This is a genomic window from Streptomyces adustus, assembly GCF_009377175.1.
Taxonomy (GTDB): domain Bacteria; phylum Actinomycetota; class Actinomycetes; order Streptomycetales; family Streptomycetaceae; genus Streptomyces; species Streptomyces adustus.
Genome location: NZ_VJZD01000040.1, coordinates 1 through 13028, shown reverse-complemented (window position 1 = coordinate 13028; position 13028 = coordinate 1). Strand labels below are relative to the sequence as shown.

General features: G+C 72.4%; 12 protein-coding genes. 1 reads left to right on the top strand and 11 read right to left on the bottom strand.

Going from position 1 to position 13028, the window contains the following annotated elements:
* Nucleotides 1-7 precede the first annotated feature (7 nt).
* The 11 genes from FNH09_RS12765 to FNH09_RS12715 all read right to left on the bottom strand — a co-directional run bounded on the left by FNH09_RS12765 (nucleotide 8) and on the right by FNH09_RS12715 (nucleotide 12281).
* Nucleotides 8-3112: a helix-turn-helix transcriptional regulator gene (locus FNH09_RS12765; RefSeq protein ID WP_152887300.1), complete on the bottom strand. Its 3105-nt coding sequence runs from the start codon at nucleotides 3110-3112 to the stop codon at nucleotides 8-10.
* Between the two features lie 212 nt (nucleotides 3113-3324).
* On the bottom strand, nucleotides 3325-3510 hold the full coding sequence (locus tag FNH09_RS12760) for a hypothetical protein (protein WP_152887245.1): 186 nt from the start codon (nucleotides 3508-3510) through the stop codon (nucleotides 3325-3327).
* 216 nt (nucleotides 3511-3726) lie between these two features.
* Nucleotides 3727-4335 (bottom strand): hypothetical protein, encoded by a 609-nt coding sequence (locus FNH09_RS12755; RefSeq protein WP_152887243.1) that lies wholly within the window; start codon nucleotides 4333-4335, stop codon nucleotides 3727-3729.
* Nucleotides 4336-4390: 55 nt separating this feature from the next.
* Nucleotides 4391-6637, bottom strand: a complete 2247-nt coding sequence (locus FNH09_RS12750) for an MMPL family transporter (protein ID WP_162468501.1) — start codon at nucleotides 6635-6637, stop codon at nucleotides 4391-4393.
* A 192-nt stretch (nucleotides 6638-6829) separates the two neighbouring features.
* Nucleotides 6830-7405 carry a hypothetical protein gene (locus FNH09_RS49795; RefSeq protein WP_338017551.1) on the bottom strand — a complete coding sequence of 192 codons (576 nt, stop codon included), beginning with the start codon at nucleotides 7403-7405 and terminating at the stop codon, nucleotides 6830-6832.
* Nucleotides 7406-7695: 290 nt separating this feature from the next.
* Nucleotides 7696-9213: an Asp-tRNA(Asn)/Glu-tRNA(Gln) amidotransferase subunit GatB gene (gatB, locus tag FNH09_RS12740; RefSeq protein ID WP_338017552.1), complete on the bottom strand. Its 1518-nt coding sequence runs from the start codon at nucleotides 9211-9213 to the stop codon at nucleotides 7696-7698.
* Between the two features lie 12 nt (nucleotides 9214-9225).
* Entirely contained in the window at nucleotides 9226-9468 is a 243-nt protein-coding gene (locus FNH09_RS12735; RefSeq protein ID WP_162468499.1) for a hypothetical protein, read from the bottom strand.
* Complete coding sequence (gene gatA / locus FNH09_RS12730) at nucleotides 9465-10958, bottom strand: Asp-tRNA(Asn)/Glu-tRNA(Gln) amidotransferase subunit GatA (protein ID WP_152887241.1); 1494 nt, start codon at nucleotides 10956-10958, stop codon at nucleotides 9465-9467. The genes FNH09_RS12735 and gatA overlap by 4 nt, the downstream gene beginning before the upstream one ends.
* A gap of 7 nt (nucleotides 10959-10965) precedes the next feature.
* Entirely contained in the window at nucleotides 10966-11262 is a 297-nt protein-coding gene (gatC, locus tag FNH09_RS12725) for an Asp-tRNA(Asn)/Glu-tRNA(Gln) amidotransferase subunit GatC (RefSeq protein WP_015036350.1), read from the bottom strand.
* A gap of 102 nt (nucleotides 11263-11364) precedes the next feature.
* On the bottom strand, nucleotides 11365-11856 hold the full coding sequence (locus FNH09_RS12720) for a cupin domain-containing protein (RefSeq protein ID WP_152887239.1): 492 nt from the start codon (nucleotides 11854-11856) through the stop codon (nucleotides 11365-11367).
* A 53-nt stretch (nucleotides 11857-11909) separates the two neighbouring features.
* Entirely contained in the window at nucleotides 11910-12281 is a 372-nt protein-coding gene (locus tag FNH09_RS12715; protein ID WP_162468498.1) for a DUF4267 domain-containing protein, read from the bottom strand.
* Between the two features lie 87 nt (nucleotides 12282-12368).
* Here FNH09_RS12715 and FNH09_RS12710 point away from each other — a divergent pair, with 87 nt between their 5' ends.
* Nucleotides 12369-12953: a TetR/AcrR family transcriptional regulator gene (locus FNH09_RS12710; RefSeq protein ID WP_152887237.1), complete on the top strand. Its 585-nt coding sequence runs from the start codon at nucleotides 12369-12371 to the stop codon at nucleotides 12951-12953.
* The last annotated feature ends 75 nt before the right edge of the window (nucleotides 12954-13028 follow it).

Here is a 13028-nt window from a genome sequence, read left to right as displayed (position 1 = left end):
CTACGACTCAGGTCCGCGGACCCGAGGGCGACCGGTCGGCGGGCGGCGGGCCGGCCGGGAACAGTCCCGCCCGGTGCGCCAGCGCGGCCGCCTCTCCTCGGCCCGAGACCCCGAGCTTGCCCAGGATGTTGGAGACGTGGACGCTGGCCGTCTTCGGGGAGATGAAGAGCTCCTCGGCTATCTGGCGGTTGGTGCGCCCGGCGGAGACCAGGCGCAGCACGTCGCGCTCCCGGCCGGTCAGACCTAGGGCTTCGACGGGGTCGGCCGGCCGCTCCGGGGCGCGGGCCGCCGGAAGGAGGCGGGCGCCCCGGGCGAGCCGGGTGACGTGGTCGGCCAGCGGGCGGGCGCCGAGCTCCTCGGCGACGGCGTGGGCGAGGCGGAGCAGCTCGGCGGCACGGGCCCGCTCGTCGCCGCCGTCGGCGGGGGTGCCGCCCGGACGCTCGGCACCGGTGGCGAGCAGCGCCTCGGCGAGCCGGTACCGGATGCGGGCGAGGTCGTAGGGACGTTCCAGCCGTTCGAAGGCGGTGACGACCTCCGACCAGGTCTCGACGGTGGCCCGGCCCTCGCTCGTGCGCACCTCGGCGCGCACCCACCGCTCGTGGGCGAGCCAGACGGGCGCGTCCGTGGTGAGGTTCTTCGCGGACTCCAGGATGCGCTCCAGGGTCCGGCGGCGCCCCTGCTGTGCGGCGGGCAGGGCGCGGGCGTCGGCCTCGGCGGCGGCCGCGGCCAGCAGCAGGGGCCAGGCGTAGCGCTGGGTGCCGGTGGGGAAGCCGGTGTCGAGGGCGTTGTCGAGTACGGCGCGGGCGTCGAGCAGACGGCCCTCGGCGGCGGCGAGGCCGACGCTGACCAGGGCCACCGGGATCGACTGCATGCGTGCGGCCTCGAAGGAGCCGAAGTACGCCGCCGCTCCCTTCAGTTGGCGGCCCGTCTCGGCGACATCGCCCCGGGAAAGGGCGAGTTGGGCGAGCAGGAGGGAACTGTCGGCCTGCGGCCGGCCATTGCAGCCGAGGCGTACGGCGTTGCGTGCCGCGTCGACGGCCTCGTCCCAGCGGCCGAGCGAGTACAGGGATTCGGCGAGGTTGCCCCACACCCAGCCCTCCGACTCCACCAGTCCGAACTTCCTGGTGTAGACGGCCCCTTCCTCCAGGATCGGGACGGCCTCCCGGGAGCGGCCGACCGCCTCCAGCTCGGTGGGCAGGTTCACATAGGCGCGGCCCGCGACATTGACGAGCCCGAGGCGGAGCGCCCGTTCCTTGACGTCCCTCATCTCGGCGAGCCCCGCCTCGATGTCCCCGGCGTCGACCATGAGGCCGCCGAGGGTGAGGCGGTCGTTCAGTTCGATCTCGTCGGCCCCGACCATGCGCGCGTACTCCACGGCGCGCTCGGCGGCCGCGAGGGCCTCCGGGCCGGGCGCGTGCGACATCAGCCAGGCGGCCACGCTGCCCAGCACCTCGGCGTGCACCAGCGAGGGCGGCAGACCGCGTACCAGCTCCTGGGCGGTGGCCAGCTCCGTCCAGCCGTCGCCGCGGGCCTGCGCCTGCAACAGCCGGGAGCGCTGGACCCAGAACCAGGCGGCGCGCAAGGGGTCCTTCTCCTCGTCCAGCAGGCGCAGCGCCCGCTTGGTGATCTTCAGGGCGCGTTCGCGCTCGCCGCAGAACCGGCCCGCGACGGCCGCCTCGGCCAGCAGGTCGAGGTAGCACAGGGGCGTCCCGTCGTACCCCTCCGCGCCGTCGTGACCCTCGTGGCCGTCGGCCGGATAGGCCGGCACATGGTCCGGCGGGCGCAGCCGGGACCGTACGGCCTCGGGGGCGGCGTCCCACAGTTCCATGGCGCGTTCCAGCAGCCGCAGCTGCTCGCTGTAGGCGTGCCGGCAGCGGGCCGTGGCGGAGGCTTCGAGGACGGCGGGCAGGGCCTTGGCCGGGTCGTGGGCGTGGTACCAGTAGCTCGCCAGGCGCATGACACGTTCGTCGGCCGGCACGAGCGTGGGATCGGCTTCCAGTGCCTCGGCGTAGTGACGGTTGAGGCGGGCGCGCTCGCCGGGCAGCAGGTCGTCGCCGACCGCCTCGCGGACCAGGGAGTGCCGGAAGCGGTAACCGTCGCCGGCCGGGGCGACGAGCAGGATGTGGGCGTTCACGGCGGCGCGCAGCGCCTCGATGAGGTCGTCCTCGGTGAGCCCGGCGACGGCGGCGAGCAGCCGGTACTCGACGGTGGAACCGCCCTCGGCGACGATCCGGGCGATGTTCTGGGCGCACTCGGGCAGGCTCTCGACCCTCACCAGCAGCAGGTCGCGCAGCGAGTCGGTGAGTCCCGTGGCGCAGCCCGCCCCGGCGGCCACGGCGAGTTCCTCGACGAAGAAGGCGTTGCCGTCGGAGCGCTCGAAGATGTGGTCGACCTGGGCGGGGTCCGGTTCGGTGGCGAGGATGCCGGCGATCTGGCGGCTCACCTCCGCCCGGTCGAAGCGGGCGAGTTCGATCCGGCGGACCGTGCGCTGCCGGTCCAGCTCGGCGAGCAGGGGCCGCAGCGGATGCCGGCGGTGGATGTCGTCGGCGCGGTAGGTGGCGAGGACGACGAGCCGGCCGGTACGCAGGGTGCGGAAGAGGTAGGCGAGGAGGTGGCGGGTCGAGGCGTCGGCCCAGTGCAGGTCCTCCAGAACCAGGACCACGGTGCGGTCGGCCGCGAGCCGCTCCAGCAGCCGGGCGGTGAGTTCGAAGAGACGGGCCATGCCCTCCTCGTCGTAGCGGCCGAGGACGCCCTCGCCCAGCTCCGGCAGGAGCCCGGCCAGCTCCTCCTGGCGTCCGGCGGCCGCGGCGGCCAGCGCGTCGGGCAGTTCCCGGCGCAGCGCGCGCAGGGCGCCGGAGAACGGCGCGAAGGGCAGTCCGTCGGCGCCGATCTCGACACAGCCGCCGACGGCGACGACGGCTCCCCGGCCGCGGGCGGCGGTCGCGAACTCCTCGACGAGCCGGGTCTTGCCCACCCCGGCCTCACCGCCGATCAACAGCGCCTGCGGCTCGCCCGCGACGGCCCGGGCCAGCGCGTCGTCCAGGGTGCCCAGCTCCGCGGCACGGCCGACGAACACGGGACTGACGGAACTGTTCTGCACGGGCCCGAGCATCGCACAGGGCACGGTCCGGGCCCGGTCGGACGACGGGAAGGAGCGGGCCGGTACGGTCCCGGCGCCCACTCCCCCGTCGGCCCGCTCCGCTCCCCCGGCCCGCTCGGCTCCCTCGGACCGCTCGGGCCGCTCGGGCCGGCGCTCCGTCCGGGCCCCGGCCTCGCCCCCGGCCTGCTGCCGGGGGCGTCCGGCCGCCGGGGGCCCGACCGCGTTCACGCGGCGCGGGTCAGCCGCAGCCGCCGGAGACGGTGGGTATGCGACTCACCGCGCGGGAGCCGTTGCGCGGCCTCCCGGCGGGCGGCGCGGCGGCCGCGGACGGCCGCGCGGGCCAGCCGCTCCTCGTCGGCGCGGCGGATCAGCTCGGCGGAACGGATCTGCTGGAGGTCGTACTCGTACATGGTGTGTCCCCTGTGCGGTGAGTGTCGGTGTCGTGTCATCGCTCGCTGCGATGACTCCACCTTCGTCCGCCAGGGGGGTCCGCCACATCGGGAGAGTTCCGCATCTTCCGGGGGCGACGGGGCCTTAGACGCGCGTGCGGGGCCCTACGGCGCGCATAAGGCACTTACGTACGCCGTAGGACCCCTGGGGGCTGCGAGGCTGCGGGGCCCGGGATGTCAGCTCGCGGAGGGCAGCCCGAGCAGGATGTCCGTGTACTTGAGGACGGCCAGCAGCAGGCCCACCACGCCCAGCGAGACGCCGGCCCAGGCGACCGACTTGATCCACGGCGCCTGCGGCTTGCCAGGGGCGCCGAACGCGGGCCGGACGAGCACCACGACAGCGACGATCAGGGCGGCCAGCGCGAACACCCCGCCCCACAGGGCGGTGGTCTGCCAGGCGTCGCCGTAGATCTCCTTGATCTGCGTGGCGACGCTCGCGGACGACGAGGTCTTGAGCTGGCCGATGAGGGTCTCGCGCGCGGCGGCCACCGTGGAGACCCAGCTGCCGGTGAGCGAGACCAGGCCGAGGGCCGCGGAGACCACGGCGACCGCGCCCTGGCCGACCCCGGAGGGCCCGTCCTCCCGCGGCACGTCGACAGCCTCGACGTCCACGTCGTCCACGTCGTCGGCGTCGTCCGCGTCGTCCTCCGCGGCCGATTCCTCGGCCTCGGCCCCGGTCACCCCGTCCGCGGTGGCGCCGTCGGTCGTGACGTCCTGCTTCTCCTCGTCGTTCGTCGCCTCGGCGCCCGTCTCGGCACCGGTCTCGTCAAGTGTCTTCGTTCCCATGGCCCGCACCGTACGGACGGAGTCTGAGAGCTCTCTTAACGATCGTTGTGAGCGGCTACTTCGCCGGTACGTCCGTCTCCGGTACGGCGCCGGTCTCCATTGCGGCGACGGCCTCCGGTACGCCCGTGAGGTCCATGAGCCGCTCGTGCGCGGCTCGGCACTCGGGGGGTTCGATGCTGATGCGCGGCAGTCTGCGGTCGAGCCAGCCCGGCAGCCACCAGTTGGCGCCGCCGAGCATGTGCATCAGGGCCGGTACGAGCAGGGTGCGCAGGACGAAGGCGTCGATGGCGACGGCGGCGGCGAGGGCGATGCCGAACATGGCGATCACCCGGTCACCGCTGAGCACGAAGGCGAGGAAGACCGAGATCATGATGACCGCGGCGGAGTTGATCACCCGGCTGGTCTCGGCGAGGCCGACCCGGACGGCACGGCGGTTGTCGCCGGTCTCCAGCCACTCCTCGTACATCCGGCTGACCAGGAAGACCTGGTAGTCCATCGAGAGGCCGAAGAGCACCGACACCATGATCACGGGCAGGAAGGGCTCGATCGGGCCGGCCCGGCCCAGGCCGAGCAGTTCGCTGCCCCAGCCCCACTGGAAGATCGCGACGACGACACCGAAGGCGGCGGCGACGGCGGCCACGTTCATCGCGGCGGCCTTGAGCGGGATGCCGATCGAGCGGAAGGCGAGCAGCAGCAGGACGCAGCCGAGCCCGATGACGACCCCGACGAACAGCGGCAGCTTGCCGACGATCACGCCCGCGAAGTCGTCGTACGACGCGGTCACCCCGCCGACACTCACGTCCAGGCCGGTGCCCTGCTCGGCGCGCGGCAGCACCTCGGTGCGCAGCCGGTCGACGAGGTCGCTGGTGCTGCGGGACTGCGGCGCGGAGTCGGGGACGACGGTGAGGTAGGCGGTGCGGCCCTGGGCGTCGTAGGTGACCGGCGTCACGGCCGCGACGCCCTCGGTGCTGCGCAGCGTGGCGTCGAGGTTGTCGAGGGCGACCCTGTCCTCGGCCCCGCCGACCCCGGTGACGAGGGTGAGGGGACCGTTGACCCCGGGGCCGAAGCCGTCGGCGAGCAGGTCGTAGGCGTGGCGGGTGGTGGCGGTCTTGGGGTTGTTGCCCTGGTCGGAGGTGCCCAGGTGCAGGGAGAAGGTGGGCAGCGCGAGGACGGCGACGACGGCGACGGCGAGGGTGCCGAGCAGCTTGGGGTGGCGTTCGACGAACGCCGACCAGCGGGCGGCGAACCCGGTCGGCAGCTCCGGCTGGGGGCCGAGCTCCAGGAGCCGACGGCGCTCACGGCGGCTGAGGGAGCGCGGGCCGATGAAGGACAGCAGGGCGGGCAACAGGGTCACGGAGGCCGCGACCGTCAGCACCACGGTGAGGGCGGCGGCTATCGCGACGCCGTTGAGGAAGCTCAGCCGCAGGATCAGCATGCCCAGCAGGGCGATACAGACGGTGGCTCCGGCGAAGACGACGGCCCGTCCGGTGGTGGCGACGGCGTTGGCGACCGCCTCGTCGACCGGGAGGCCGCGTTTCAGGCCGCGCCGGTGCCGGGTGACGATGAACAGGGCGTAGTCGATGCCGACGCCCAGCCCGACCAGCATGCCGAGCATGGGGGCGAAGTCGGCGACGGTCATGGCGTGCCCGAGCAGCCCGATCCCGGCGTAGGCGGTGCCCACGCCGACCAGGGCGGTGGCGATGGGCAGCAGCGAGGCGGCCAGCGAACCGAAGGCCAGGAACAGCACGACACCGGCGACGACCACGCCGACGATCTCGGAGACGTGCCCGCCCGAGGACTCGGTGAGCGCGATCGCGCTGCCGCCCAGCTCCACCTGGAGCCCGTCACTGCGGGCCCCCTCGGCGGTGTCGACCACGGGCCGCACCTCGGACTTGGTGAGCTGTTCGACGGGGCGGTCGAAGGTGACGGTGGCGTACGCGGTCCGCCCGTCGGCGCTGATCCGGCTCGCGCCCTGGTCGCCGTAGGGGCTGTCCACGGAGGCCACCCCGGGCAGGTCCGCGATCTTGTCCAGGGTGCCGGTCATCGTCTGTTCGACGTCGGCGGCGCGGACGGTGCCGGAGGTGGTGTGCCAGACGACCGTGTCGCTGTCGCCGCCGAGGCCGGGGAAGCCGTCCTTGAGCAGCTCTGTGGCGCGGCCCGCCTCGGTCCCGGGGACCTCGTAGTTGTTGGTGTACGCGGAGCCCGCGACGGACGCGCCCGCGGTCATCCCGGCGAAGGCGAGGAGCCACAGTACGACGACGAGGACGCGGTGTCGGACACACCAGCGCGCGAGGGCTGCCACAGTCGTGCTCCCGGATTACATCGTTTGGATCTTTGACCGGGAACAGCTACGAAGAACTGAAGAGCCAGCAAAGAACACATGAGCGGTGCGTTGCCACTCTTGCAGGCTTAAGCGATCGTTTGTCGGATTCATTGCCTTCTGGGAGGCAAGTCACAGCGTGCCGCGGGGGTCTCCACCACCCCTTCGGTAACGTCAGTCGACCTGGTCGCCGACCGCCATCACCATCACGCCGGCGATCAGCAGCCACAGCGCCCGCCGGGTGTGTCCGCGGTGTCCCAGGACGGCGGCGGGCGCGCAGACGACGGCGCCGAGGGCGTAGGCCGCGGGGGCGAGGGCCGGTGCGGGACCGGCGCAGCGCAGCAGGGCCGCGGCGATGCCCATCAGGGTCAGCAGGACGCCGGTGACGGACGCCGTCCACCGAGCCCGCCGCGCGTCCTCGGCGTGGTCCTCCAGGTCGTCCGGGTCGTCCAGGTCGTCCGACTCCTCGGGACCGCCCGACCCCTCGGGACCGTCCGAGCCCTCGGGACCGCCCGAGCCCTCGGGGCTCTCCGAGACCGCAGCGCCCTCGGGGTCCGCCGCGCCCGCCCGATCTTCCGGACCCTCCGGGTCCTCCGAGTCCTCCGAGTCCTGCGGACCGTCGGGCCGGTCGCCCTCGTCCTCCACCTCGGTGCCGGACTCGGCCCCGATTCCGGTCCCGGTCCCGATCGGCGTCTCGGCTATGTCGGGGTCCCTCTCGGTGTCCGGCGTGGAATCAGTACGTCCGCTCATGGCGGGCGAGCGTAGTCGCTCCGGCCGGGGAACCCGGCCGCGGGGCGGGTCGGCATCCGCCCGCATTCCGGCCGTCCACCGCCCCCGGCGCATCGCCGCCCGCCCGGGCGGGTGCGTTTTTGGACGGTTCGACCGAGCTGCCGCGCCACCCGTTCCCCTCCGGAGGGTCGGAGGAGCCGGTTCACCATGTCCGAGATCACATCCCGGACCGGACCGCGGGCCGGCCGATCACGCACCCGGGGGGATGCATCGGTGTCGATGCATCCCCCCGGGGTTCACAGATTCGGGACTCAGCCCTCGCTGACGCCCAGCTTCTCCAGGATCAGCTCCTTGACGCGGGCCGCGTCGGCCTGGCCGCGCGTGGCCTTCATGACCGCGCCGACCAGGGCGCCGGCCGCGGCCACCTTGCCGCCACGGATCTTGTCCGCGACGCCCGGGTTGCCCGCGATGGCCTCCTCGACGGCGGTCGTGAGCGCGCCCTCGTCGGAGACGACCTTCAGACCACGCTTGTCGACGACCTCGTCCGGGGTGCCCTCGCCCGCGAGGACGCCCTCGATGACCTGGCGCGCCAGCTTGTCGTTCAGGTCGCCCTTCGAGACCAGCTCGGTGACCCGGGCGACCTGCTCCGGCGTGATGGCCAGCTCGTCCAGCGCCTTGCCGGATTCGTTGGCGCTGCGCGCCAGCTCGCCCATCCACCACTTGCGGGCGGAGGAGGCGTCCGCCCCGGCGTCGATCGTCGCGACGATCAGGTCCAGGGCGCCGGCGTTGAGGATCGACTGCATGTCGGTCCCCGAGACCGCCCACTCCTCGCGGAGCCGGTTGCGGCGCACCAGCGGCAGCTCGGGCAGTCCGGCGCGGATCTCCTCGACCCACTCGCGGGACGGCGCCACCGGCACCAGGTCCGGCTCGGGGAAGTACCGGTAGTCCTCGGCCTCCTCCTTCACGCGGCCCGAGGTCGTCGACCCCGTGTCCTCGTGGAAGTGCCGGGTCTCCTGGACGATCGTGCCGCCGCTGCTCAGCACGGCCGCGTGCCGCATGATCTCGAAGCGGGCCGCACGCTCCACGGACCGCAGCGAGTTCACGTTCTTCGTCTCGGAGCGGGTACCGAACTTTTCGGTGCCGTTCGGGCGCAGCGACAGGTTCACGTCGCAGCGCATCTGCCCCATCTCCATGCGGGCCTCGGAGACGCCGAGCGCCTTGATGAGCTCGCGCAGCTCGCGCACGTACGCGCGGGCGACCTCGGGGGCCCGCTCGCCCGCGCCCTCGATCGGCTTGGTGACGATCTCGATGAGCGGGATGCCGGCGCGGTTGTAGTCCAGCAGGGAGTGGGACGCGCCGTGGATACGGCCGGTGGCGCCGCCGACGTGCGTCGACTTGCCGGTGTCCTCCTCCATGTGGGCGCGCTCGATCTGGACGCGGAAGGTCTCCCCGTCCTCCAGCTGCACGTCGAGGTAGCCGTCGAAGGCGATCGGCTCGTCGTACTGGGAGGTCTGGAAGTTCTTCGGCATGTCCGGATAGAAGTAGTTCTTCCGGGCGAAGCGGCACCACTCGGCGATCTCGCAGTTCAGCGCGAGGCCGATCTTGATGGCGGACTCGACGCCGGTCGCGTTGACGACCGGGAGGGCGCCGGGCAGGCCGAGGCAGACCGGGCAGGTCTGCGAGTTGGGGTCGGCCCCCAGCTCGGTCGAGCACCCGCAGAACATCTTCGTCTTGGTGCCGAGTTCGACATGGACCTCAAGGCCCATGACGGGGTCGTACGACGCCAGCGCGTCCTCGTACGACACCAGGTCGGTCGTGGTGGTCACGATGAAACTTCCCTCTCAGCCCAGCAGGACGTCGTCGTCGCCCAGCCGCTTCAGCTCGCGATAAAGGATGGCGAGGCCGGTGACGATCGCGACGGCGGACACCGTGGCGTCGACCAGGCGCAGCGTGTCGTGCTCGGCGCGGGCCTTCTTGATCTGCTTGGCGACACCCAGTGCGCCGAAGGCGGTGGTGGCCATGGACAGGTACGTGCCGGACTTCGACTTCTTGAAGCCCTTGGCCTTGGACAGTGCCTTGCTCACAGCGACGGAGCCTCCTCGATCAGCGGGTGCCCCCACCTTTCCACGAAGGCGGCCTCGACGGCGGCGCCGACCTTGTACAGCCGGTCGTCCTTCAGCGCCGGGGCGATGATCTGGAGACCGACCGGGAGGTTGTCCTCCGGGGCGAGGCCGCACGGCAGCGACATGGCCGCGTTGCCCGCCAGGTTGGTCGGGATCGTGCACAGGTCCGCGAGGTACATCGCCATCGGGTCGTCGGCGCGCTCGCCGATCGCGAAGGCGGTGGTGGGCGTGGTCGGCGAGACGATCACGTCGACCTGCTCGAACGCCTTCTCGAAGTCCCGCGTGATGAGCGTGCGGACCTTCTGCGCGGAGCCGTAGTACGCGTCGTAGTAGCCGGAGCTCAGGGCGTACGTGCCGAGCATGATGCGGCGCTTGACCTCGGGGCCGAAGCCCGCCTCACGGGTGAGGGAGGTGACGTCCTCGGCCGAACGCGTGCCGTCGTCGCCGGTGCGCCGGCCGTAGCGCAGGCCGTCGAAGCGGGCCAGGTTGGACGAGCACTCCGAGGGCGCGATCAGGTAGTACGCCGACAGGGCCAGGTCGAAGGACGGGCAGTCCAGCTCGACGATCTCCGCGCCCAGCTCCTTGAGCAGCTCGACCGACTCGTCGAAGCGCTGGATGACACCGGCCTGGTAGCCCTCGCCGCGGAACTGCTTGACGACGCCGACCCGCATGCCCGCCACGCTGCCGTTGCGGGCGGCCTCGACGACCGGCGGGACCGGGGCGTCGATGGAGGTGGAGTCGAGCGGGTCGTGCCCGGCGATCACCTCGTGCAGCAGCGCCGCGTCCAGGACCGTGCGGGCGCAGGGGCCGCCCTGGTCGAGGGAGGAGGAGAAGGCGACCATGCCGTAGCGGGAGACCGCACCGTAGGTGGGCTTGACGCCGACCGTGCCGGTGACGGCGGCCGGCTGGCGGATGGAGCCGCCGGTGTCGGTGCCGATGGCCAGCGGGGCCTGGAAGGAGGCCAGGGCGGCGCTGGAGCCGCCGCCGGAACCGCCGGGGATCTTGGTCAGGTCCCAGGGGTTGCCGGTCGGGCCGTAGGCGCTGTTCTCGGTCGAGGACCCCATGGCGAACTCGTCCATGTTGGTCTTGCCGAGGATGACCACGTCGGCGGCCTTCAGCCGCTTGGTGAGGGTCGCGTCGTACGGCGGGATCCAGCCCTCGAGGATCTTCGAGCCGACGGTCGTCGGGATGCCCTCGGTGGTGAAGATGTCCTTCAGCGCGAGCGGGACGCCGGCCAGCGGGCCGAGCTTCTCGCCGCGCTCGCGCTTGGCGTCGACGGCACGGGCCTGCGCCAGGGCGCCCTCGCGGTCGACGTACAGGAAGGCGTGCACCTTCTCGTCGACGGCCTCGATCCGGGCCAGGTGGGCCTCGGTGACCTCGACGGCCGTGAGCTCGCCGGAGGCGATCTTCGCCGCGGTCTCGGCGGCGGTGAGCTTGATGATGTCCGTCATGATGGTCTTAGTCCTCCCCCAGGATCTGCGGCACCTTGAAACGCTGCTGCTCCTGGGCCGGGGCGCCGGAGAGCGCCTGCTCGGGGGTGAGCGACGGACGGACCTCGTCCGCCCGCATGACATTCGTCAGCGGGAGCGGGTGCGAGGTCGGCGGTACGTCTTGGTCGGCGACCTCGCTGACGCGGGCCACCGCGCCGATGATGTCGTCCAGCTGTCCGGCGAAGTGGTCGAGCTCTTCGCCCTTCAGCTCCAGACGCGCCAGCCGAGCGAGGTGGGCGACCTCCTCGCGCGTGATGCCAGGCATGCAGCGTTCCTCTGGGGTGAGTGAGTGGTTTGGCCCCAATCCTAGGGGGCCGGGCGCGGTGCACGCGCAACGGTTTCCCCCGGACCGGCCCCCGGACCCTCGTCAGCGGCGACCGTCCCAGGCCTCGCTGCGCAGGAAGTGGTTGTCGTAGAGCTCCTGCACCTCCAGCAGACTCTCCGGGCCGACCTCACCCAGGCGGATGCGCTGGAGGTGGTGGAAGTAGCCGAAGCGCTCGACGCCGGGGGTGATCACGACGAGGATGTCGGCCGCGCCGCCGGGGGCGGCGGCGAAGGCGTGCGGCCTGCCCGGCGGGACGATCACCAGGTCGCCGCGCTCGGCGGTGACGACGTCGTCGCCGGAGAGCAGTTCGGCGGCGCCGTCCAGCATGAAGAACATCTCGGCGGAGTTGCGGTGCAGGTGCGGGCGGGCGCCGTCGGCGCCGTCCGCGAGAGTGATCCGTACGGTGGACAGCGCCCCGCCGCAGGCGCTGCTGTCGGCCAGCAGCCGGACGGCGACGGGATCGTCGCCGAGCTTCTCGGCCTCCGCCTCACGGACGATCACGGACGAATCGAACTTCGGTACGAACATCGACATGGTCGAACCCCCTGCTGGTCGTAACGGTGCGCGAGTGGACGTGACGGTGGGACTCAGACCGCGAAGAGCAGTCCGGCGCTGATCAGCACCACGACCGCGGTCGCGAAGTGGATGCCGAAGGCGGTCGCCTTCGGGCCGCCGTGGCGCAGCACTATCAGCGTGTCGCCGAGCGGCAGGATCGCCACGACGAGCATGAACCACGCCTCGGCATGGGCGCCGACGAACGCGAGAAGAGCCAGCCCCATCAGGCCGAGGACGCCGTCCCGCGCCCCCTTGATCGTGAGGTAGGCGGCGGCGTCGCCGGCGGGGTCGGCGGGGACGCCGTAACCGGCGGCGGCGGGGCCGGGCTGGAACAGGAACCGGTATCCGATGAACACGACGAACAGGTCGAGCACGACAGCCAGGGTGTACGCGGTGACGGTCACGTCGGATCTCCTTGCTAGCAGCGCTAGGGACAAGAGCGAAGCTAGCAGAGCGGCGACAGAATGGCTAGCGCTGCTAGAATCTCGGTCATGTCGATCCAGACGCGCCGGGAGCGCGAACGAGCGGAACGCGAGCGGCTGATCGTCACGGTCGCGCGGGAACTGGCCGAGGCCGAGGGCTGGGACGCGGTCACCACACGGCGGCTGGCCGCCGAGATCGAGTACAGCCAGCCCGTCCTCTACAGCCACTTCAAGGACAAGGGCGCCATCATGGCGGCGGTCGCGGTGCAGGGGTGCGCGGAACTGGCCGTCGAGCTGCGCGCGGCCCGTACGGCGGCGGTCGGCGCCCGGGCGGCACTGGCGGCAGTCGGTGAGGCGTACGCCACTTTCGGGCGGCGGCGGCCCGCGCTGTACGACGCGATGTTCACGCACCTCGTGGACCTGCCCTTCGCCACGCCAGAGGCTCCGCCGGAGCTCCAGGAGGCGTTCGGGGAGCTGTACAGCGCCGTGCAGCCGATCGCGGCCGAAGGCGACGATCCGGGTCTGCTCACGGAGACGTTCTGGGCGGGGCTGCACGGGCTGGTGACCCTCATGCGCAGCGGCCGACTGCCCGAAGCCGCCCACGACCGCCGCCTGGCCCTCCTGATCGGCCACTTCACGGCGGGGGCGTCCTGATCGTGCGCTTCACGGCGGGAGCGTCCTGAACCGCCGCTTCACGGCGGGGACGTCCTGAACCGGACGGGGCGGGCG

Excerpts from the sequence above, each read along its gene's own strand:
- FNH09_RS12755 (WP_152887243.1), bottom strand. The coding sequence starts at position 4,335 with ATGGGAACGAAGACACTTGACGAGACCGGTGCCGAGACGGGCGCCGAG.
- FNH09_RS49795 (WP_338017551.1), bottom strand. The coding sequence starts at position 7,405 with ATGAGCGGACGTACTGATTCCACGCCGGACACCGAGAGGGACCCCGAC.
- gatA (WP_152887241.1), bottom strand. The coding sequence starts at position 10,958 with ATGACGGACATCATCAAGCTCACCGCCGCCGAGACCGCGGCGAAGATC.
- FNH09_RS12765 (WP_152887300.1), bottom strand. The coding sequence starts at position 3,112 with ATGCTCGGGCCCGTGCAGAACAGTTCCGTCAGTCCCGTGTTCGTCGGC.
- FNH09_RS12760 (WP_152887245.1), bottom strand. The coding sequence starts at position 3,510 with ATGTACGAGTACGACCTCCAGCAGATCCGTTCCGCCGAGCTGATCCGC.
- FNH09_RS12710 (WP_152887237.1), top strand. The coding sequence starts at position 12,369 with ATGTCGATCCAGACGCGCCGGGAGCGCGAACGAGCGGAACGCGAGCGG.
- FNH09_RS12720 (WP_152887239.1), bottom strand. The coding sequence starts at position 11,856 with ATGTCGATGTTCGTACCGAAGTTCGATTCGTCCGTGATCGTCCGTGAG.
- gatC (WP_015036350.1), bottom strand. The coding sequence starts at position 11,262 with ATGCCTGGCATCACGCGCGAGGAGGTCGCCCACCTCGCTCGGCTGGCG.